This window comes from Pseudomonas sp. PI1 (assembly GCF_000812405.1).
In the GTDB taxonomy this organism is placed as follows: domain Bacteria; phylum Pseudomonadota; class Gammaproteobacteria; order Pseudomonadales; family Pseudomonadaceae; genus Pseudomonas; species Pseudomonas citronellolis.
Genome location: NZ_JWMC01000069.1, coordinates 1 through 21135, shown reverse-complemented (window position 1 = coordinate 21135; position 21135 = coordinate 1). Strand labels below are relative to the sequence as shown.

The window sequence follows — 21135 nt, the reverse complement described above, 5'->3', positions numbered from 1 at the left end:
CGTAGGATGGCGTTGAGCGAAGCGATACCCATCAGCGCAACCGCATGGGTTTCGCAAGCTCAACCCATCCTACGAAGAGCACCTCGGCGCAAGACAGTTGCTCCTACGGGGCGCCTCGAATAGTTACGAAAAAGGCAAAACTGATTAAGCCCGTTCAGTCTTTTTCAAAAATTATTGCGCGTTAACCTATTGATGAACCCACAGGAAAAGCAACCAACGAGGTGTTCATCATGAAACTGCAACTGATCGCCACTGCCCTCCTCGCCAGCGCCACTCTGCTCGGCGCCCAGTCCGGCTTCGCCGAAGAATCGCCGCTGATGCAGAACCGCATGGTCAACCTGAACCAGGCCGCGCTGCAGCATCAGGCCGAGCGGACCGCCAGCCAGCAGCACGACGCTACCCCCGCCCACCAGGGCTGACCGGCGCTCGCCGGCATTCCGACGGCCCCACGCGCCCCGGCTCCGGGACGCGCCAGGCCGCCGGCCACGCCTCAGCCGAGCTTCTCGTCGGCGGCGACTCCCTTGCGATAGACCGCATAGACCACTACGGGGATGTCCAGATGGCCGAGATACCTGTCCAGCAACGGTCGCACATCCTTCCAGTCCAGCCCGCCGACACCGGTGGCCAGGCACGGCAGCGCCAGGCTGCGGACGCCCTCCCCCTCGACGTACTTCGCCAGCTCCCGCAGGCAGTGCCCGACGTTCTCCAGGCTGGCCTTGGCCGGCTTGGCGCTGCGCCCGCTGCCCTGCATGTCCTGGGTGAGCAGGTTGACGATGCCGCGGGTCGAACCGTCGGCGTCCACCCCCGACCAGGCCCAGATGGAGCCCGGCGCGGGCGCCGAGGCATGGGCCGCATGACGGTAGTCGCGGACCAGCGACGGCCAGCGCTCGCGCAGGGCCAGAGCCAGGCCGCTGTCGAACGGGTCCTGGGGCGCGATGCCATGGGCGATGACCTGGGCCTTGCTCAGCAGAATGTCGCCTTCAACTTCTCGAATCATGAATCTTTCCTTGCTCGGTGGAGTACCTCGGAAGCCTTGCCTTGCGCTCCCGTCCATTTCCACGTTACGCCTGGCCGCACCGCGAACCTTGACCCGCATCAAGGCCGCATCCCCCTCGCGGCGGTCGGCAAACCATCAATTCCGCCGATAGTTGAAAGCAACGAACTTCGTTATTCCATCGACCAGACTGCTGGGAAACTGGCCCCACTCCCACTTCCGGCAGCCACCGCCATGCACCGCTCCACCGCCCGCACCCTGCGCAACGGCGCCCTCGCCAGCATCGGCCTGTACAGCATCGTGGTGCTGGTGGCGCTGGCCCTGAGCGGCGGCTTCCAGGGCGCCCGCAACGTCCAGCCGGACGGCGTGGACAAGAGCGCGCTGTTCCAGCGTTTCAACGAAGTGCTGCCCAACGCCCTGGCGGTGCTGCAGCAGAGCCTGCGCCCGCACTCCTGAGCCCCGCGCTGGCGGCCTGCGCCAGCTTGCCCATACTTTGCAGATCGCCGCCGGCGCCCGCCGGCACCGCCCGCCTCCGCCTGCCGGGAGAACGCGCCATGGGTCGAGTCGTCGCATCCGCCGTCTACTGCAAGGGCAAGAAGGTCGCCGATATCCCGCTGGAGGCGGGCTATCGCTGGGCCTGCCAGCCCGACCACTTCGTCTGGACCGGCCTGCAGGAACCCACGCCGGAAGAGCTGATGAACCTGCAGAAGCAGTTCAACCTGCACGAGCTGGCGATCGCCGACGCCCTGGAGAAGCACAGCCGGCCGAAGCTGGAGACCTTCGGCGACGCGCTGTTCATGGTGATCTACTCGCCGGTGCGCGCGGACAGCCGGCTGATGTTCGTGGAAACCCACCTGTTCGCCGGCATCGGCTACATCATCAGCGCCCGCCACGGCTTCTCACAGTCGTACTCGCAGGTGCGCCAGCGCTGCGAGGCGCGCCCGCTGCTGCTGGCCCACGGCACCGACTTCGTGCTCTACGCCCTGCTCGACTTCGTGGTCGGCAACTACGAGCCGGTGGTGGAGGAGATCCGCGGCGAGATCGAGGTGCTGGAGCAGCGCGCCCTGCGCACCTCGCTGAGCCAGGAGGAGATCGAGCGCATCTACGGCCTGCGCCGCGAGGTGCTCAAGCTGCGCCATTACGCGGCGCCCATGGTGGAGATCTGCCAGGAGCTGCAGCGCCTGGACTTCCCCTTCATCGACAAGCAGATGCGCCCCTACTTCCGCGACGTGGCGATCCACGTCAACCGCCTGCTGGAAGACCTCAACTCGCTGCGCGACATCGCCAGCCAGACCATCGAGGTCGGCCTGCTGCTGGAGTCCTCGCGGCAGAGCGTGGTGCAGCGCAAGTTCGCCGCCTGGGCGGCGATCCTCGGCTTGCCCACCGCGGTGGCCGGCATCTACGGGATGAACTTCGAATACATCCCGGAGCTGCACTGGCACTACGGCTACTTCCTGGTGATGGGCCTGTTGGTGATCGGCTGCATCGGGCTGTACGTCAGCTTCAAGCAGGCGGATTGGCTCTGACCTGCCGATCGCGCCGAAGCGCTTGTGTAGGATGGCATCCTGCGCGGAATGCCCTACGCCCGTGCGTCCCTGGAGCCGTAGGAGCGGACCTTGTCCGCGATAGCCGGAGGTGCCGGCGCGATTCGCGGATGAGATCCGCTCCTACAGTTCCAGGAAGCCCCGTAGGATGGGTTGAGCGAAGCGATACCCATCACCATGGCCCGATGGGTTTCGCAAGCTCAACCCATCCTACGAAAAGCACCTCGACGCAGACAGTTGCTCCTACGAAAGGCGGTTCGCCTCGGCGCGTGAATGAAAACGCCGCTCCGGGGAGCGGCGTTGGTGGGCGCAGCGGGCTCAGGCGGCGTTCTGCTCGTCCTTTTTCCGGCCCAGTTGGACGAAGCGCATCATCCATTCGGCCACGGTGGCGCCCTGGTGCTCGCGGTCGAGGCTGTCGATGCCCTTCCGGTAGACCGGCTCGCTGAAGATCTCCCGGCGCAGGTCGAGGATCGCCTGGGAGTAGTCGGCGACGAACTCCGGGTGGCCCTGGAAGCACAGCACCTGGTCGCCGATGGCGTAGGCGGCGTTCGGGCAGAAGTCGCTGCTGGCGATGCGCCGGGCGCCTTCGGGCAGCTGGGTGACCTGGTCCTGGTGGCTGACCAGCAGGGTCAGGTCGTCCAGTTGCGGCTGCATCCACTGCGGCTGCTCTTCGATGCGGTAGTCATGGATGCCCACGCCCCAGCCCTGGTCGGCGCGCTCGGTCTTGCCGCCCAGCAGCAGGGCCAGCAGCTGGTGGCCGAAGCACACGCCCAGCAGCTTGTCGCCGCGCTCGTAGCGGCTCAGTAGGTAGTCCTTGAGCTTGCGGATCCAGGGTTCGTCGCCGAAGGAGTCGTACTTGCTGCCGGTCACCAGGTAGGCGTCGTAGTGCTCGCTGTCGGGCGGGTAATGGCCCTCCACCACGTTGTACACCTTGAACTCGGCGGGCACCGGTTGCTTGGCGAACAGCTGCTGGAACATCCAGCCGTAGCCGGTGTACTGGTCGATCAGCTCGGGACGCAGGATATCGGTTTCCAGAATGCAGATTTGCAGCGTCATGTAGTGGTGGGTTCCTGAGGTTGAGCGGGCACGAACGCGCGCTTTCTTAACAAACTGCACGCCCCGTGAAAACTACACACTGTTTTTTCACGACACAAGATGGCAAAGCCATTCCTTGCATCGGAATTTCAGGGGAAATACCCGAAAAACCGCCGCGCATCAATGCCGGCGGGAACGATGGCGACCGGCTGCTCAGCCGTCCCGCGCCATCCCCAGCGCCTGCGCGGCCTCCAGCACCCAGGCGTACTCGCCCTGCAGGTTGCCCAGGGCCATGGCGTGGACCTCCTCGGCGCTGCGCAGGGTGCCGTGGTAGTCGCGCTGTTCGAAGGCGAAACAGGCATCGGCCACCACGAAGGTGCGAAAGCCCAGGTTGCCGGCGCTGCGCGCGGTGCTTTCCACCGAGTGGTTGGTGCTGACGCCGGCGATTACCAGGGTGTCGATGCCGCGCACCCGCAGCCAGCGCTCCAGGCCGCTGTTGGCGAAGGCGTCGGGGACGTTCTTCTCCAGCACCTGCTCGTGCTCCAGCGGCGCCAGCGCGTCCTGGAACTCCGCCCCCGGCTGCCCCGGCCAGAACGGCGAGCCCGGCGTGCGCGAGATGTGCCGGACGTGCAGCAGCGGCGCCCCGGCCGCGCGCCAGGCGGCCAGGAGCTCGGCGATGCGGGCTTCGGCGTGGGGGTTGTTGCGGGGGACCGGTGTGCTGGCCATGCCTTTTTGCATGTCGATGATGACCAGGGCGGGGGTGTTGGGCATGGTGGGTCCCGGGGGTGATGGGTTTCGCTGCGCTCAACGCCATCCTACGGGGGTCGGGGGGAAGAAAAAACCGGCGGTGGGGGCGGTTTTCGGGGGAGTCGCGTCCTTGCTTTGGCTTTTGCTTTTCGTAGGAGCGAGCTTGCTCGCGAATGGTGCTCGCCGGCGGCCATGGTGTCTCCGGTTGCTCCGTCCCCTCTCCCCAGCCCTCTCCCTGAAGGGAGAGGGGGCTTGTCCGTGCCAAGAGAAGGAATGGCCTCAACCTGAAACCGCCGGCGGGTCCGGCTAACTCAAGAGCATCCGCACACACCGAACGGTCCCCTCTCCCTTCAGGGCGGGGCGCGCAGCCGAGGGTTAGGGAGAGGGAGCGGAGTTCCCCCAGAACACCGCTGCCACAGGTAACTCCCGTTCGCGAGCAAGAACCAGGCGTCCCCCTCGCTCCTACACCAGGCCCATTCAGAAGGTCTCGTTGCGCAACGCCTTGTCCAGCAACAACGCCGGCGGCTCGAAGCGCTCGCCGTACTGCTCGGCCAGGTACTGCGCGCGGGCGATGAAGTCCTGCAGGCCGTACTGGTTGATGAACTGCAGCGCGCCGCCGCTCCAGGCGGCGAAGCCGATGCCGAAGATCGAGCCGATGTTGGCGTCGGCGGTCGACAGCAGCACGCCCTCCTCCACGCAGCGCACCGTCTCGATGGCCTGGACGAAGAGGATGCGGTCGCGCACGTCCTCGGCCGGGATCATGCCATCGGGCTTCTCGAAACGCTGCTTCAGCTCCGGCCACAGGTGCTTCCTGCCGTTGGCGGGGTAGTCGTAGAAGCCGCCGCCGGCCGCCTTGCCCGGGCGCTTGTACTCGTTGAGCATCAGGTCGACCACGGCGAAGGCCGGGTGCTGCGGCAGGGCCTTGCCTTCGGCTTCCAGGTCCTTGCGGGTCTGCTCGCGGATGTGGCTCATCAGGCTCAGCGAAACCTCGTCGCTGATCGCCAGCGGGCCCACCGGCATGCCGGCCTGGCGCGCCTGGTTCTCGATCATCGCCGCCGGCACGCCCTCGCCGAGCATGGCCAGGCCTTCGTTGGTGAAGGTGCCGAACACCCGCGAGGTGAAGAAGCCGCGGCTGTCGTTGACCACGATCGGCGTCTTCCTGATCTGCAGGACGTAGTCGAAGGCTCGGGCCAGGGTGGCGTCGTCGGTCTTCTCGCCGCGGATGATTTCCACCAGCGGCATCTTGTCCACCGGGCTGAAGAAGTGCAGGCCGATGAACTTCTGCGGCTGCGCCACGGCCTGGGCCAGGCCGGTGATCGGCAGGGTCGAGGTGTTGGAGGCGATCACCGCATCGGGCAGCGCGGCGGCCTCGGCGGCGGCGGTGACCTTGCCCTTGAGCGCGCGGTCCTCGAACACCGCCTCGATGATCAGGTCGCAGCCCTCGAAGTCGGCTTCGCTGGCGCTCGGCTTGATGCGGGCGAGGAAGGCATCACGCTTCTCGGCGGTCATCTGGCCCTTGCCGACCTTCTTCTCCAGCAGCGCGGCCGAGTAGGCCTTGCCCTTCTCCGCCGCTTCGATGGAGACGTCCTTGAGCACCACCTCGATGCCGGCGGCGGCCGAGACGTAGGCGATGCCCGCGCCCATCATGCCGGCGCCGAGCACGCCGACCTTCTTCGTCTGCTGCTGCGGGTAGCCCTGCGGGCGCGACTTGCCGGCGTTGATCTCGTTGAGCTGGAACCAGAAGGTGCCGATCATGTTCTTCGCCACCTGGCCGGTGGTCAGCTCGGTGAAGTAGCGCGCCTCGATCAGTTGCGCGGTGTCGAAGTCCACCTGGGCACCTTCGACGGCGGCGCACATGATCTTCTCCGGCGCCGGGAAGCAGCCCTTGGTCTTGTCGCGCAGCACGCTCGGGGCGATGGCCAGCATTTGCGCCACGTTCGGGCTGGACGGGGTGCCGCCGGGGATCTTGTAGCCGGCCGTGTCCCACGGCTGCTTGGCGTTGGGGTTGGCGGCGATCCATTCGCGGGCCTTGGCCAGCATCTCCTCACGGCTGGAGGCCAGCTGGTGGATCAGCCCGGCCTTGAGCGCCTGCTCCGGGCGCACCTTCTTGCCTTCGGCGAGGTACGGCAGGGCCTTTTCCAGGCCCAGCAGGCGCACCATGCGCACTACCCCGCCGCCGCCGGGCAGCAGGCCCAGGGTGACTTCCGGCAGGCCCAGCTGCACGTGGCTTTCGTCCAGGGCGATGCGGTGATGGCAGGCCAGGCAGATTTCCCAGCCGCCGCCCAGGGCCGCGCCGTTGATGGCGGCCACCACCGGCTTGCCGAGGGTCTCCAGGCGGCGCAGCTGGCCCTTGAGCACCAGGATGCCGGCGTAGAAGGCCGGGGCGTCGGCCTTGGTGACCTTGATCAGTTCGTTGAGGTCGCCGCCGGCGAAGAAGGTCTTCTTCGCGGAAGTCAGGATGACGCCGGCGATGGAGTCCTTCTCGGCCTCCAGGCGAGCGACGGTGGCGGCCATGGCCTCGCGGTAGGCGCCATTCATGGTGTTGGCGCTCTGGCCGGGCATGTCCATGGTCAGGACGACTATGTTGTCCTGGCCCTTTTCGTAGCGGATGGCTTCGGTCATTTTTATCTTCTTCCCAGGGTGGGGGATCGCTTCAGGGGCGTCACGAGCGAAGGTCAGGCAAGGCGGAAATTCTTCGGCAAGCGGAGTTGGCTGCAGCCAATGAGCATTCCCGGAGAATTTCCAACGCAGCATGGCCGAGCGCAGTAGCCCATGATCGATCCTTAAACGCGTTCGATGATGGTGGCTATGCCCATGCCGCCGCCCACGCAGAGGGTGGCCAGGCCGTAGCGCAGGTTGCGCCGCTCCAGTTCGTCGAGCAGGGTGCCGAGGATCATGCAGCCGGTGGCGCCCAGGGGGTGGCCCATGGCGATGGAGCCGCCGTTGACGTTGACCTTGCTCTCCGGCACGCCCATGTCCTTCATGAACTTCATCACCACCGAGGCGAAGGCTTCGTTGACCTCGAACAGGTCGATCTCGTCCACCCGCAGGCCGGCCTTGGCCAGGGCCTTGCGGGTGGCCGGCGCGGGGCCGGTGAGCATGATAGTCGGGTCGCTGCTGGTGACCGCGGTGGCGACGATCCGCGCGCGGGCCTTCAGGCCCAGCTCGCGGCCCTTGGCCTCGGAGCCGATGAGCATGGCGGCGGCGCCGTCGACGATGCCCGAGCTGTTGCCCGGGGTGTGCACGTGCTCGATGCGCTCGACGTAGCTGTACTTGCGCAGGGCGGTGGCGTCGAAGCCCATCTGCCCCATCATCTCGAAGCTCGGCTTGAGCGCGCCGAGGCCTTCCAGGGTGGAGTCGGCGCGGATGAATTCGTCGTGGTCGAGGATGACGATGCCGTTCTGGTCGCTGACCGGCACCAGGGACTTACCGAACAGCCCCTCGGCGCGGGCCTTGGCGGCCTTCTGCTGGGAGCGCAGGGCGAAGGCGTCGACGTCGGCGCGGCTGAAGCCTTCCAGGGTGGCGATCAGGTCGGCGCCGATGCCCTGGGGCACGAAGCTGGTGTGCAGGTTGGTTTGCGGGTCCAGCGCCCAGGCGCCGCCGTCCGAGCCCATGGGCACGCGCGACATGGATTCCACGCCGCCCACCAGCACCAGGTCCTCGAAGCCCGAGCGCACCTTCATGGCGCCCAGGTTGACCGCCTCCAGGCCCGAGGCGCAGAAGCGGTTGATCTGCACGCCCGCCACCTGCTCGTCCCAGTCGGCGACCAGGGCGGCGGTCTTGGCGATGTCGGCGCCCTGGTCGCCCACCGGCGTCACGCAGCCCAGGACGATGTCGTCGACCTGCGCGGTGTCCAGTTGGTTGCGCCGCTGCACTTCGCGCAGCAGGCCGGCCATCAGGTCGACCGGCTTGACGCTGTACAGCGCGCCGTCCTTCTTGCCCTTGCCGCGGGGCGTGCGCACCGCGTCGTAAATCAATGCTTCGGTCATGGCGTTCTCTCTTGGGAGTGCTCTCTTGGCGTGGAGGTCACGCAGGCAGCGTGTCGGCCTACCTTAACCGCGCGGTGGCGGCCGGCAATGACCGGATCGCTCAGGCGGATTGACCCCCGCGCTCAGCCGCGCCGACCGGCGGTCGCCTGGCGCACCGCTCTGGGCGGCGCCCCGACGGGCGGTCGGATGAGCGGTCGGGCCGCGAGCCAGAGCCGTCACCGCGTTGTCATATAGATGGAATATGCCTGGAACCATAGGATTTGCTGCCAGATCGTCTAAGCCCGCGCCAGCCGGGGCTTAGACTGAAATTTCGCAGTACCTATGGGACGTCGCTGCCGGGTCTTGCCGGGGCGGCCGGTATGCAAAGCCAAGGTCGCAGCCACCCGGCGCCGGGCCGTATGAGCGCGCGGGAGCGGGCCAACAACAAGAAAGGCGGGAACATCATGATGGATCAACAACCGAAGAAATGGCGGCAGGCCAGCCTGATCGTCTTCGTTACCGCAGTGGTGCTCATCATCCCCAACCTCAGTCGCCTGGTCGGCTAGCCAACCGTCCGCCTGCCGCTGCGAAGCCGGCGTAGCCCGAGGGGCCGCGCCCTCGCAGCGCAGGTGGCAGTGCCGTTCGTCGGCATCCTCTGCTATGTTTGCGCAGCCCATCGCTGGAGCCCGCCCATGCGCTTCATCCTGTCGCTGCTGATCCTGCTTTGCCCCACCGTATTCGCCGCCGAACTGACCCTGGAGCTGCCCGCCGGCACGCGCACGCTGAGCAGCGCCGAGCTGCTGGGCAACGCCCAGGCGCGCAACATCGAGATCAAGGACGACGTGGCCTACAAGCGCACCATGCACTACCGCGCGGTGCCGCTGGCGGCGCTGCTGGAGGGCGTGGACGGCCGCGCCCACGTGCAGGCCGTGGCGCTGGACGGCTTCGCCGCCGAGCTGCCCGCCGCGCCGCTGCTGCAGAAGGACGGCGCGCGGGCCTGGCTGGCCATCGAAGACGAAAAGAAGCCCTGGCCGCCGCTGGGCCAGGACAAGCCTTCGGCCGGGCCCTTCTACCTGGTCTGGACCGACCCGCAGGCCTCGGCCATCGGCCCGGAGCAATGGCCCTTCCAGGTCAGCAGCCTGCGCGTGCTGGATTCGGTGGAAATCCGCTTCCCGGCCCTGGTCCCGGCCAAGGACGCCAGCCCCGACGTGCAGGCCGGCTTCGCCCTGTTCCAGAAGCACTGCCTGGCCTGCCACCGCCTGAACGGCGCCGGCGACGCCCAGTTCGGCCCGGACCTGAACCAGCCCTACAGCCCCACCGAGTACTTCGCCAGGGACTTCCTCCACGCCTACATCCGCGACCCGCAGAGCCTGCGCCGCTGGCCCCAGGCGAAAATGCCCGGCTTCGCCCCGGAAACCCTCGACGACACCGAGCTGGACCAGCTGATCGACTACCTCGCGCACATGGCGGCGCGGCGCCAGGCGCTGATGTAGAGCGCGCCGGCAAGGAAAAAGGCGGACGCTCCACAGGGGCGTCCGCCTTTTTTTCGCACCCAGGGCAGCGCAAACGCCGCCCTCCCCGCCTCACAGCTTGGCGATGGACACCTCGGTGGATTTCACGAAGGCGATCACTTCGCTGCCCACGGCCAGTTCCAGTTCCTTCACGGAGCGGGTGGTGATCACCGAGGTGACGATGCCGGCGGCGGTCTGCACGTCGATTTCCGAGAGCACCGGGCCTTCGAGGATTTCCTTCACGGTGCCCTTGAACTGGTTGCGGACGTTGATGGCTTTGATGGTCATGGCGTTTCTCCTATGGGGAATGTCGGTAGTGCACGGATGAACGGTGGATCAGAGCGCCCAGCGCAGTTGCGTGGGCAGTGGGGATACGGGTTCCGGCTCGGGCGGCAGCGGCGGCAACGCCAGCACGCGGTCGAGCACCTCGGCTTCCAGCGCGGCCAGGCGCGCCGAGCCGCGGGAGCGCGGGCGGGCCAGGTCGACGTTCAGGTCCAGGCCGATCTCGCCTTCCTCGATGAGGATCACCCGGTCGGCGACGGCCACCGCCTCGCTGACGTCGTGGGTGACCAGCAGCACGGTGAAGCCGTGGCGCTGCCAGAGGTTCTCGATCAGCCGCTGCATCTCGATGCGGGTCAGCGCATCCAGCGCGCCCAGCGGCTCGTCCAGCAGCAGCAGGCGCGGCCGGTGGATCAGCGCGCGGGCCAGGGCCACGCGCTGCTTCTGGCCGCCGGACAGGCTGGCCGGCCACTCCCGGGCGCGGTCGGCCAGGCCCACCGCCTCCAGGGCTTCCAGGGCCTGCTTGCGCCAGTCGCCGGACAGGCCCAGGCCGACGTTGTCGATCACCCGCTTCCACGGCAGCAGGCGGGCGTCCTGGAACATCAGACGGGTGCCTTCGCGGGCCTCTTCCAGGGGCGCGGAGCCGGCCAGCAACTCACCTTCGCTGGGGGCGTCGAGGCCGGCCAGCAGGCGCAGCAGGGTGCTCTTGCCGCAGCCGCTGCGGCCGACGATGGCGACGAACTGGCCGGCCGGGATGCGCAGGTCGATGCCCTTGAGCACCTCGCGCTCGCCGAAACGCTTGGCCACGCCGTTCAGCGCCAGCGGGATGCCCTGCTTGAGGTTCTGCGGAGTGCTGAGGGCGTTCATGCCGCACCTCCCTTGGCCTGGTAGGCCGGGTGCCAGCGCAGCCAGACGCGCTCCAGGCCGCGGGCGGCGAGGTCGGCCAGCTTGCCGAGCACGGCGTAGAGCAGGATCGCCAGGACCACCACGTCGGTCTGCAGGAACTCCCGGGCGTTCATCGCCAGGTAGCCGATGCCGGAGCTGGCGGAGATGGTCTCGGCGACGATCAGCGTCAGCCACATGAAGCCCAGGGCGAAGCGCACGCCCACCAGGATCGACGGCAGCGCGCCGGGCAGGATCACCTGGCGGAACAGGGCGAAGCCGGACAGGCCGTAGCTGCGCGCCATCTCCAGCAGCCCCGGATCGATGTTGCGGATGCCGTGGTAGGTGTTCAGGTAGATGGGGAACAGGGTGCCGAGGGCGACCAGGAAGATCTTCGCCGACTCGTCGATGCCGAACCACAGGATCACCAGCGGGATCAGCGCCAGGTGCGGCACGTTGCGGATCATCTGCACCGAGCTGTCGAGGAAGCGCTCGCCCCACTTCGACAGGCCGGTGACCAGGCCCAGGGCCAGGCCGATGGAGCCGCCGATGACGAAGCCGATGGCGGCGCGCCAGGTGCTGATCGCCAGGTGCTGCCAGAGCTCGCCGCTCTTCACCAACTGGTAGCCGGCCTCGACCACCGCGCTGGGCGCCGGCAGGATGCGGCTGGAGAGGAAACCGCCCTCCACCGCCACCTGCCAGACCAGCACCAGAGCCACCGGCAAGGCCCAGGGCGCCAGGCGCTGGGCCACTTGGTTGAGAGTATTTGTCTTCATGTCTTGTGCTTCTCCGGGTTGCTCGCGGGGTGCGCGAGCAAGCTCGCTCCTACGAGGTCGACTTCAGCTCTGCGCGGCCTGCTGCTTGGGCAGGATGTCGTTGGCCACCATCTCGCCGAAGGGGCTGACGTAGCCGCGGGCTTCGGGCTGCTGCGGGCGGGCGAGGTCCAGGTGCGGGAACAGCAGTTCGGCGACGCGGTAGGACTCTTCCAGGTGCGGGTAGCCGGAGAAGATGAAGGTGTCGATGCCCAGCTCGGCGTATTCCTTCACCCGCGCGGCCACGGTCGGGCCGTCGCCGACCAGCGCGGTGCCGGCGCCGCCGCGCACCAGGCCGACGCCGGCCCAGAGGTTGGGCGAGACTTCCAGGTTGTCCTTGCTGCCGCCGTGCAGGGCGGCCATGCGCTGCTGGCCCACCGAGTCGAAGCGGGCGAGCGAGGCCTGGGCGCGGTCGATGGTGTCCTGGTCGAGGTGGCTGATCAGGCGGTCGGCGGCCTTCCAGGCTTCCTCGTTGGTTTCCCGCACGATCACGTGCAGGCGGATGCCGAAGCGCACGCTGCGGCCCAGTTTGGCGGCCTTCTCGCGGACCTGGGCGATCTTCTCGGCCACCGCGGCCGGCGGCTCGCCCCAGGTCAGGTACAGTTCGACCTGCTCGGCGGCGAGGTCCTGGGCGGCTTCCGAGGAGCCGCCGAAGTACAGCGGCGGGCGCGGCTGCTGGATCGGCGGGTAGAGCAGCTTGGCGCCCTGTACCTGGATGTGCTTGCCGTCGTAGTCGACGGTCTCGCCTTCCAGCACGCGGCGCCAGATACGGGTGAATTCGACGGAGGCCTCGTAGCGCTCCTCGTGGTTCAGGTGCAGGCCGTCGCCAGCCAGCTCGTCCGGGTCGCCGCCGGTGACCAGGTTGAACAGCGCGCGGCCGTTGGACAGGCGGTCGAGGGTCGCTGCCTGGCGCGCGGCCACAGTCGGCGAAATGATCCCCGGGCGCAGCGCCACCAGGAACTTCAGGCGCTGGGTCACCGGGATCAGCGAGGCGGCGACCAGCCAGGAGTCCTCGCAGGAGCGCCCGGTGGGGATCAGCACGCCGCCGAAGCCGAGGCGGTCGGCGGCCTGGGCCACCTGCTGCAGGTAGCCGTGGTCGACCGCGCGGGCGCCCTCGGCGGTGCCAAGGTAATGGCCGTCGCCGTGGGTGGGAAGGAACCAGAAGATGTTGAGGCTCATCGCTATAACTCCAGATTGAGCGCGCCGGCGTGGCGTAGCCGCGCGATGATGGGGTGTCGGAATCGGGTGAAGTCGCTGGGTTCCCGCGAACGCGGGAACCCAATGAACGCTTACTGCGCCTGGGCCACCTTGGCCTTGCTGTCCGCCGGCGGCGTCCAGACCACGTCCTTGATGCTCAGCGCCTTGGGAATCAGCTTCAGCTGGGTGAAGGCGTCGGCGATCTTCTGCTGCTTGGCCACCACCTCGGGGGTGATGAACTGCGCGCCGTAGCCCTGGCGCTTGACCGCGGTGAGGGTGATGTCGGCGGGCAGGCCGAGCAGCGGGGCCACCTGTTCGGTGACCTGCTCGGGGTTCTTCTGCGACCACTCGCCCACCGAGCGCACTTCTTCCACCAGGGTGGTCAGCACCTGCGGGTGCTCCTTGGCGTAGGTGCGAGTGGCCAGGTAGAACTGGTGGTTGTCGGCCAGGCCGCGGGCGTCGACCAGGGTGCGGGCGTGCAGCTGCTTCTCGGCGGCGGCCTGGTACGGGTCCCAGATCACCCAGGCGTCGACGGCGCCGCGCTCGAAGGCGGCGCGGGCGTCGGCCGGCGGCAGGTACACCGGCTGGATGTCGCTGTACTTCAGGCCGTTCTCCTCCAGGGCGCGCACCAGCAGGTAGTGCACGTTGGAGCCCTTGTTCAGGGCGACCTTCCTGCCCTTGAGCTCGGCTACGGATTTGATCGGCGAGTCCTTGGGCAGCAGGATGGCCTCGCTGGTGGGCGCCGGCGGCTCGTTGGCGACGTAGACCAGGTCGGCGCCGGCGGCCTGGGCGAACACCGGCGGCGTCTCGCCGGTGACGCCGAAGTCGATGCTGCCGACGTTCAGCCCTTCCAGCAGCTGCGGGCCGCCGGGGAATTCCGTCCACTGCACCTTGATGCCCTGCTCGGCCAGGCGCTTCTCCAGCGTGCCGCGGGCCTTGAGCAGCACCAGGGTGCCGTACTTCTGGTAGCCGATACGCAGGGTACCGGGTTGTTCTTCGGCTTGGGCGCCGTGGGCCAGGGCCGCGATCAGCAGGGCCGCCAGTCCACCACGCAAAGTGAGGTTGCGCATTGCATGCTCCTTTGTCGTTGTGTGCTCGCCGGACCTGCGCTCCCGTTGGCGGAATGCTGAGGTCCTGGTTTCTTGTCGTCTGGCAGTCACGCACCTGCCTATTCGAGGCTCGGTAGCGCTCCGCGCTTTTTCTTGCAGCTTGTCGCTTGCAGCCTGCAGCCGCTTCTTTCAAATACTCCAGCGCGCCTTGAGCAACCGCTCGCTGAGCAGGTTCGGGTCGATCGGCCGGGGCCGCCGCGCCAGAGCGCCGTGGAACTGTTCCAGGGACTCCAGCAGGCGTCGCTCCAGGGCCGGCTCCAGCTGCGCCGGCGCATCGGCCGTGGCATAGGCGATCTGCGAATCCTCGGCGAACACGCCGTGGAGCATCTCCTGGGCCTTCAGCGCCGCCAGCACCGGCTTGAGCGCGTAGTCCACGGCGAGCATGTGGGCGTTGCTGCCGCCGGTGGCCAGGGGCAGCACCACCTTGTGGCTCAGGGCGCGCTCGGGCAGCAGGTCCAGCAGCACCTTGAGGGCGCCGGCGATGGAGGCCTTGTACACCGGGGTGGCGATCACCAGGCCGTCGGCCCGCGCCACCTGTTCCAGCAGCTCCAGCACCTGGGGGCTGTCGAAGCGGGCATGCAGCAGGTCCTCGGCGGCGAAGTCGCGCACCTGGTAGGAGCGCACCTCCACCCCACGCTCATGCAGCCACCGGCGGGCAACGTCCAGCAGGACCGCGGAACGGGAGCGCTGGCTCGGACTGCCGGCGAGGGTCACCACATACATTGCACGCTTCCTTATAACTGAAAGAGCCGACTTGAAGCCGGCTCGCTAACCAACGTGCATAGACCTTAACAGGGGATTTGATATTCCAATAAATGTTATTTATTCATTTACTTATAACTTAAAGAAAGACTGTAGGAGCGAGCTTGTTCGCGAACGGGAGTTACTTGTGGCAGCGGTGTTCTGGGGGGATTCCGCTCCCTCTCCCTAACCCTCTCCCTGAAGGGAGAGGGGACCGTTCGGAGTGCTTTGGTATTCCTGAGTCAGCCGGCAATCTCGGCTATCCGGCTGAATCTGACCTTCCCGCTGGCATGGACAAGCCCCCTCTCCCTTCAGGGAGAGGGCTGGGGAGAGGGCGCTCTTGAACCCAGCACCTACGCCACCAGCAAACGCCAATTCGCGAGCAAGTTCGCTCCTACGAACAGCGCGGCATCTAGATCACATGGGAATGCTGCAACTCCGTCAGCGCCTCTCCCCGCAGATACGCCAGCTCCACCGCGCGGCGGTCGCGGGGGCGTTGCAGGGGCACCGGGAACTCGCGGCGCAGGCGGCTCGGGGCGCCGCCCAGGAGCAGCACGCGGTCGCCCAGGTAGAAGGCCTCGTCGAGGTCGTGGGTGACCAGCAAGATGCTGATGTCGTATTCCAGGGCCAGTTGCTGGATCAGGTCCTGCAGGCGCAGGCGGGTGAAGGCGTCCACCGCGCTGAAGGGTTCGTCCAGTAGCAGCACCTGCGGGCGGCCGTAGAGCCCGCGGGCGATGGCCGCGCGCTGGGCCATGCCGCCGGAGAGCTGCTTGGGCAGCAGGCCGCCCTTGCCTTCCAGGCCGACGTCGCGCAGCAGCCGGGCGATGCGCTGGTCGTCGGCCAGCCAGCCGTCGGCGAAACCGACGTTCTGCGCCACCGTCAGCCAGGGCAGCAGGCGCGGCTCCTGGAACACCACGCCGATGCCGCCGCCGCGGCCGCTCTCGCCGTCCGGGCCGAAGCCCAGCAGCGGGTTGCGCTGCAGCTGCCCGGCGAAGTCGGCGTCCAGGCCGGCGGCGATGCGCAGCAGGGTGCTCTTGCCGCAGCCGCTGGGGCCCAGCAGGCTGACCACCTCCCCCGGCGCCAGCGCCAGGCTGACGTCGTCGAGCACGCGCAGGCCGTCGAAGCTCTTGCGGATGTTGTTGAGTTCCAGCAGCGCGCTCATGCCTTGCCCTCCAGGCCTTCGAAGCTGTCGCGCCAGGCCAGGGCGCGGCGTTCCACGGCCTTGAGCAGGCCGTCGCTGAGCTTGCCGAGCACGGCCAGGACCAGGATGGCGGCGATGACGATGTCCGGCCGCGAGGTTTCGCGGCCGTCGCTGAGCAGGTAGCCCAGGCCACGGGTGGCGGCGATCAGCTCGGCGGCGACGAGAAACATCCAGCTCAGGCTGAGGGCGCCGCGCAGCCCGGTGAACAGGCTCGGCAGCGCCGCCGGCAGGAGGATGCGCCGCGCCAGGGTGAAGGTGGACAGATGGTACAGCCGGCCCAGCTCCACCCACTTGCGGTCCACCCCGCGCACACCGGCGACCAGCGCCAGGTACACCGGGAAAAAGGCGCCGAGGGCGATGAGCACCACCTTGGGCGTCTCGTCGATGCCCAGCCAGAGCAGCAGCAAGGGCACCCAGGCCAGGCTGGGGATGGCCCGCAGGGCCTGGAAGCTCGGCTCCAGGTAGGCCTCGGCGCGCTGGCTGAGGCCGACCCAGGTGCCGATCAGCAGGGCGGCGAAGGAGCCGATGGCGAAACCGCTGGCCACCCGCGCCAGGCTGGCGCCGATGTGCTGCCACAGCTCGCCATGGGCCAGTTGCCAGAGGGTGAGCGCGACGCTGCTGGGCGCCGGCATCTGGTTCTCCGCCAGCCAGCCGGCGCGCACCGCGATCTCCAGCACGGCGCACAGCAGCAGCGGCAGCACCCAGGCCCGCCAGCGCAGCGGGCGCGGCCGCAGCGACAGGGCCAGGCGGCGGCTACGGCCCAGGTCGAGGGGCTGGCTCGGCACACCCATGGTTCATTCCGCCCTGGCCAGGGGTTGCTTGCCGATGACCTCGCCGGCCAGTTGCGGGTCGATCAACTGGTCCACCACCTTGGCCACGTCGGTGCCGGGGCGCACCAGTTGCTCGTCCACCAGGATGGGCGCGGCGGCCTTGAGCGCGGCGACCTGCTCGGCGCCGGGCAGCGGCTGGCTGAAGTCGGTGCGCGAGAGCTGCAGCCTGGCCACTTCCAGCGGCAGCTTGGCCTCCTCGGCCAGCAGCCTGGCGGTCTCCTCCGGATGCTCGATGGCCCAGTGGCGGGCCCGCTCGTAAGCGCCGATGACCTGCTTGATCAGTTGCGGCTGCTCACGGGCGAAACGCTCGGTGACGCTGAGCACGCCGTAGCTGTTGAAACTCACGTTGCGGTACAGCAGGCGCGAGCCGGCCTGCAGCTCGCTGGCCGCCATATGCGGGTCGAGCCCGGCCCAGGCGTCCACCTGGCCGCGCTCCAGCGCGGTGCGGCCGTCGGGGTGCTGCAGGTGGACGATCTCCACGTCGCCCTTGCCCAGGCCGGCGCTCTGCAGGCTGCGCAACAGGAACAGGTAGGGGTCGGTGCCCTTGGTGGCGGCCACCTTGTGGCCCTTTAAGTCGGCCAGGGATTTCAGCGGCGAGTCCTTGGGCACCACCAGCGCGGTCCATTCCGGGCGCGAGGCGATGTACACGGTCTTCAGCGGGCTGCCGTTGGCGCGGCTGAGCACCGCGGCCAGCCCGGCGGTGGAAGCGAAGTCGGTGCTGCCGGCGTTGAGGTATTCCAGCGAGCGGTTGCTGCCCTGGCTGAACACCCAGCGCACCTCGGTGCCCTGGGGCTTGAGCACGTCTTCCAGCCAGCCGAAGTGCCTGAGCACCAGGCTGGTGGGCGCGTAGTAGGCGTAGTCCAGGCGGACTTCCCTTGGCGTTTGTGCGCAAGCGGTGGCAGTGAAGGCGCCGAACGGCAGACACGCCAGGAGAGCGGCGGTCAGGCTGCGGCGCCAGGTGGACGGACCCATGGTCGATCTCCTTGGCGGCGTGGCTGACGTCTTCTCCCCGTGTGGCGGGCAAGTCAGAGCGGGAAAACAAAGCGCGGCGCGAGGCCGGGCGGGAACGGAAAAAAAGGCGGCCGGCGAACCGGCCGAATACCCTACTCGTGGTTTGGAACAACGGCGCGGCTACGCGGGGCAGCCGCGGGAAAATCAGCGGTTGGGCTGCGGGGTCAGGCGCAGGTACGGCTTGACCGCGCGGTAGCCTTTGGGGAAACGCTGGCGAATCTCGTCCTCGTCTTTCAGCGAGGGCACGATGACCACCTCGTCGCCGTCCTGCCAGTTGCCGGGCGTGGCGACCTTGTGGTTGTCGGTCAGTTGCAGCGAGTCCACCACCCGCAGGATCTCGTTGAAGTTGCGCCCGGTGCTGGCCGGGTAGGTGATGGTCAGGCGCACCTTCTTGTTCGGGTCGATGACGAACAGCGAACGCACGGTCAGGGTGTCGTTGGCGTTCGGGTGGATCAGGTCGTACAGCTCGGAGACCTTGCGGTCGGCGTCGGCGATGATCGGGAAGTTGACTACGGTGTTCTGGGTTTCGTTGATGTCGTCGATCCACTTCACGTGGGACTCCACCGGGTCAACCGACAGCGCGATCACCTTGACGCCGCGCTGGGCGAAGTCATCCTTGAGCTTGGCGGTCAGGCCCAGCTCGGTGGTGCACACCGGGGTGAAGTCCGCCGGGTGGGAGAAGAGAATGCCCCAGCTGTCGCCGAGCCATTCGTGGAAACGGATGCGGCCTTCGCTGGATTCCTGTTCGAAGTCGGGGGCGATGTCGCCGAGACGCAGACTCATGGGTTGGGCTCCTGGTTCGTGTGGGGTTCACTATGCACAAGGCCGGATTGCATTAAAAAGAATATATTTTGATTTTCTTATAACCAAAAAGACATGCAGCCGCCTGGCCTCGCGCCACTGGCCATTGAGCATAGCCGCCAAGGCCCCCGCCGCCGTCCATTCGTCGCCTGCGCCCCGCCGCCGCCCGGCCTGACTACACTGAAATCATTAACCCGCAAGGTGTGGGAGGTATCTTCATGTTCGGTAAACGAGTGACTGACGGCGAGCCGGGCACCCACTATCGGAGCGACCGGATCAGCGCGGTCAATGGCCAGTACTTCTTCTCGACCCGCGAAGGCACGCTGGAAGGGCCGTTCTTCACCCGCTTCGATGCGGAACGCGAGGTGATGCAGTACATCAGCCGGATGCAGCAGGCCGCCGGGTTGTATGCGCGGGTGGCGCAGTAGGTGTCGTTCGGATCATGAACCCCGGCCTGGTGCCGGGGTTTTTCTTTGGGTGTCTTCCGGGGGCAGGTTGTTTTCGTAGGAGCGAGGGGGGCGCCTAGCTCTTGCTCGCGAACGGAGTTACCCGGCGGCTACGGTGCAAGCGTTGACGCCGGCCCCTCTCCCTAACCCTCGGCTGCGCGCCCCGCCCTGAAGGGAGAGGGGACCGTTCGGTGTGCTCGGGTATTTCGGCGTTAGCCGGCTACCGCAAAGTTTCCGACTGACGCCAAATCTTCTCTCGGCACGGACAAGCCCCCTCCCTTCAGGGCGGGGCGCGCAGCCGAGGGCTGGGGAGAGGGAGCGGAGTCAACCCAACGTACCAGCGTCCTCGGGAAACTCTCGTTCGCGAGCAAGAGCTAGGCGCCCCCCTCGCTCCTACGAAAAGCCAAAGCGCATTCGCTCTGGCTTTTGCTCTTGAGACTTCCAGAGAAACATCCGCGCACTCCGAAACGCCCCTTCAGAAGGCCGAGCGAAACCGGCGCTCAGGAGGTCATGCGACATGGATGTCGCGAGAGCCCCGATGGGCTACAGGGACGTACCTCGGGGCGGGCCTCCGTGGCGGGGGAATTCGCGAGGGTAGCCCGGCTCCATCGGGCCCGTATGTCGGGGCAAGCCTTTTTGGTTCCTTTTGTGGCGATTGACAAAAGGGACTCGCCCGAGGGGGCGAAACAAGACGGTCGGGCAGACTCGGTGCGGCGCAGAAACACCCAAGCCAAGGCAACTGGGTCATTCCCCTTCGGGCCAGCGCAAGTATTGTTCGCGGCAATGACGAGCTTAAGGCCGGAGAGGGGCAAGCTTCGCGAGCCAAGCCATAACCCCAAATGAAAAATACCGCTTCCCCCAGGCAGAGAAACGGCATCCTTTCTTAAGTGAACAGCATTACGGCTGGTGCCGGGGTTTTTCTTTGGGTGTCTTCCGGGGGCAGGTTCTTTTCGTAATTGGATGGACTCACCCTCACCGAGGCGTCGAGGCGCCACGGTGGCGGTCTAAGAAGCCACCGACAGTGAGGGTGAGTCCATGAAAAAGCATACGACGATGAATAAGCCGGTGTCTGCAACCGATGTATCGGTGTGCACGACAGTCGCCGTGGATCTGGCGAAAAAGGTCTTCCAGGTGGCGGGGGAAGACGCCCTGGGTCAACTGGCGTACGAACAGCGAATCAAGTCGCGTGAAGCGTTTCAGGCGTTTCTGCAGAAGCTGCCGGAGGGCGTGACGGTGCTGATGGAGACCGGCCCTGGAGCACAGGCCTGGGCTCGGCTGCTGCAGGCGCAGGGCAACCCGGTGCGTATCCTTCCGGCCCAGCGGGTGGCCGAGCACCGGAGCGGAGCGAAGAATGATCGCAATGATGCCCACGCCATTCTGCGGGCGGGCCGGGATAGCAGTATTGCGTCGGTGCCGGTGAAGAGCGTCGCGGCACTGGCGATGCAGGCCTGGCACCGTGTCCGGCGGGGCTATGTGCAGCGGCGCACCGCCATGGGTAATCAGATCCGCGGGCTGCTGCTGGAGCAGGGTATCGCCCTGGCGCAGGGGGATGTGGGCTTGAAGCAAGGTGTCACCCGGGTGCTGGAAGACGCCCGCCAGCCGTTGCCGGCGCTGCTGCGCGAGCTGATCGACGAGATGCTGAACGAATGGCAACGGCTGGGCGAGCGTATCGCCGCGCTGACCGGGCGTCTGGAAGCCTGTGCCGCCGCCGACCCGACAGCGAAACGGCTGATGACGGTACGTGGTATCGGTCCGATCACGGCCACGGCCTTGCTGGCCAAACAGGTCGAGCCGGAACGTTTCGCCAATGCGCGTCAGTTCGCTGCCTACTTCGGTATCGTGCCCGACCAGCACAGCAGCGGGCAGAAGGTACGGCTGGGCAAGATGACCAAACGTGGCGACGCCTATGTGCGCAGCCTGATGGTCGTGGGCTCGCATGCGGTGTTGAAGCAACTGCGGCCCGATTCCGAACACCCGGACGATCGGCGCCTGCAGCGCTGGCTACAACGCCTGGGGCGCAAGGGCGC

21 protein-coding genes are annotated in these 21135 nt (G+C 67.3%); 6 read left to right on the top strand and 15 right to left on the bottom strand.

The features are described from left to right. Positions 1-230: 230 nt before the first annotated feature. Positions 231-419 (top strand): hypothetical protein, encoded by a 189-nt coding sequence (locus RN02_RS22675; protein ID WP_009618839.1) that lies wholly within the window; start codon positions 231-233, stop codon positions 417-419. A 71-nt stretch (positions 420-490) separates the two neighbouring features. On the opposite strand, the gene RN02_RS22670 is transcribed toward RN02_RS22675, so the two are convergent. Next, positions 491-997, bottom strand: a complete 507-nt coding sequence (locus RN02_RS22670) for a macro domain-containing protein (RefSeq protein ID WP_009618837.1) — start codon at positions 995-997, stop codon at positions 491-493. A gap of 231 nt (positions 998-1228) precedes the next feature. Here RN02_RS22670 and RN02_RS22665 point away from each other — a divergent pair, with 231 nt between their 5' ends. Beyond that, positions 1229-1450 carry a hypothetical protein gene (locus RN02_RS22665; protein WP_009618835.1) on the top strand — a complete coding sequence of 74 codons (222 nt, stop codon included), beginning with the start codon at positions 1229-1231 and terminating at the stop codon, positions 1448-1450. A 98-nt stretch (positions 1451-1548) separates the two neighbouring features. Then, positions 1549-2520 carry a magnesium and cobalt transport protein CorA gene (locus RN02_RS22660; protein WP_009618833.1) on the top strand — a complete coding sequence of 324 codons (972 nt, stop codon included), beginning with the start codon at positions 1549-1551 and terminating at the stop codon, positions 2518-2520. Between the two features lie 336 nt (positions 2521-2856). Here RN02_RS22660 and RN02_RS22655 read toward each other — a convergent pair whose 3' ends face one another. The 4 genes from RN02_RS22655 to RN02_RS22640 all read right to left on the bottom strand — a co-directional run bounded on the left by RN02_RS22655 (position 2857) and on the right by RN02_RS22640 (position 8309). After that, complete coding sequence (locus tag RN02_RS22655) at positions 2857-3594, bottom strand: amidotransferase (protein ID WP_043317045.1); 738 nt, start codon at positions 3592-3594, stop codon at positions 2857-2859. A gap of 192 nt (positions 3595-3786) precedes the next feature. Then, positions 3787-4344, bottom strand: coding sequence for a cysteine hydrolase family protein (locus RN02_RS22650; protein WP_043317043.1), 558 nt, complete (start codon positions 4342-4344; stop codon positions 3787-3789). Positions 4345-4797: 453 nt separating this feature from the next. Beyond that, entirely contained in the window at positions 4798-6942 is a 2145-nt protein-coding gene (locus tag RN02_RS22645; RefSeq protein ID WP_043317041.1) for a 3-hydroxyacyl-CoA dehydrogenase NAD-binding domain-containing protein, read from the bottom strand. Between the two features lie 161 nt (positions 6943-7103). Further along, the gene (locus RN02_RS22640) at positions 7104-8309 is read right to left on the bottom strand and encodes an acetyl-CoA C-acetyltransferase (protein WP_043317039.1); all 1206 of its coding nucleotides are present in this window, start codon (positions 8307-8309) and stop codon (positions 7104-7106) included. A gap of 671 nt (positions 8310-8980) precedes the next feature. Between RN02_RS22640 and RN02_RS22635 the strand changes: the two genes are divergently transcribed. Then, positions 8981-9781 (top strand): c-type cytochrome, encoded by an 801-nt coding sequence (locus tag RN02_RS22635; protein WP_043317037.1) that lies wholly within the window; start codon positions 8981-8983, stop codon positions 9779-9781. Between the two features lie 90 nt (positions 9782-9871). Here RN02_RS22635 and RN02_RS22630 read toward each other — a convergent pair whose 3' ends face one another. The 10 genes from RN02_RS22630 to RN02_RS22585 all read right to left on the bottom strand — a co-directional run bounded on the left by RN02_RS22630 (position 9872) and on the right by RN02_RS22585 (position 18644). Then, the gene (locus tag RN02_RS22630) at positions 9872-10087 is read right to left on the bottom strand and encodes a TOBE domain-containing protein (protein WP_009618813.1); all 216 of its coding nucleotides are present in this window, start codon (positions 10085-10087) and stop codon (positions 9872-9874) included. Positions 10088-10135: 48 nt separating this feature from the next. After that, positions 10136-10945, bottom strand: coding sequence for an aliphatic sulfonates ABC transporter ATP-binding protein (gene ssuB / locus RN02_RS22625; protein ID WP_043272098.1), 810 nt, complete (start codon positions 10943-10945; stop codon positions 10136-10138). Then, complete coding sequence (gene ssuC / locus RN02_RS22620; protein ID WP_043272099.1) at positions 10942-11736, bottom strand: aliphatic sulfonate ABC transporter permease SsuC; 795 nt, start codon at positions 11734-11736, stop codon at positions 10942-10944. The genes ssuB and ssuC overlap by 4 nt, the downstream gene beginning before the upstream one ends. 63 nt (positions 11737-11799) lie before the next feature. Next, positions 11800-12951, bottom strand: coding sequence for an FMNH2-dependent alkanesulfonate monooxygenase (gene ssuD, locus RN02_RS22615; RefSeq protein WP_043272100.1), 1152 nt, complete (start codon positions 12949-12951; stop codon positions 11800-11802). A gap of 110 nt (positions 12952-13061) precedes the next feature. Further along, positions 13062-14039: a sulfonate ABC transporter substrate-binding protein gene (locus RN02_RS22610; protein WP_043317034.1), complete on the bottom strand. Its 978-nt coding sequence runs from the start codon at positions 14037-14039 to the stop codon at positions 13062-13064. Between the two features lie 168 nt (positions 14040-14207). After that, on the bottom strand, positions 14208-14801 hold the full coding sequence (gene ssuE, locus RN02_RS22605; RefSeq protein WP_043317032.1) for an NADPH-dependent FMN reductase: 594 nt from the start codon (positions 14799-14801) through the stop codon (positions 14208-14210). Between the two features lie 430 nt (positions 14802-15231). Next, on the bottom strand, positions 15232-15981 hold the full coding sequence (locus RN02_RS22600; protein ID WP_009618802.1) for an ABC transporter ATP-binding protein: 750 nt from the start codon (positions 15979-15981) through the stop codon (positions 15232-15234). Beyond that, positions 15978-16805 carry an ABC transporter permease gene (locus RN02_RS22595; RefSeq protein ID WP_043317047.1) on the bottom strand — a complete coding sequence of 276 codons (828 nt, stop codon included), beginning with the start codon at positions 16803-16805 and terminating at the stop codon, positions 15978-15980. The genes RN02_RS22600 and RN02_RS22595 overlap by 4 nt, the downstream gene beginning before the upstream one ends. Positions 16806-16814: 9 nt before the next feature. Continuing rightward, the gene (locus tag RN02_RS22590) at positions 16815-17822 is read right to left on the bottom strand and encodes an aliphatic sulfonate ABC transporter substrate-binding protein (RefSeq protein WP_043317030.1); all 1008 of its coding nucleotides are present in this window, start codon (positions 17820-17822) and stop codon (positions 16815-16817) included. Positions 17823-18005: 183 nt separating this feature from the next. Next, positions 18006-18644 carry a peroxiredoxin gene (locus RN02_RS22585; protein ID WP_009618796.1) on the bottom strand — a complete coding sequence of 213 codons (639 nt, stop codon included), beginning with the start codon at positions 18642-18644 and terminating at the stop codon, positions 18006-18008. A 236-nt stretch (positions 18645-18880) separates the two neighbouring features. Between RN02_RS22585 and RN02_RS22580 the strand changes: the two genes are divergently transcribed. Both RN02_RS22580 and RN02_RS22575 read left to right on the top strand, forming a co-directional pair. After that, positions 18881-19090, top strand: coding sequence for a DUF6316 family protein (locus RN02_RS22580; protein ID WP_009618794.1), 210 nt, complete (start codon positions 18881-18883; stop codon positions 19088-19090). 1071 nt (positions 19091-20161) lie between these two features. Further along, positions 20162-21135 (top strand): IS110 family transposase (locus tag RN02_RS22575; RefSeq protein ID WP_236695214.1); only part of this gene is annotated, 974 nt, incomplete at its 3' end.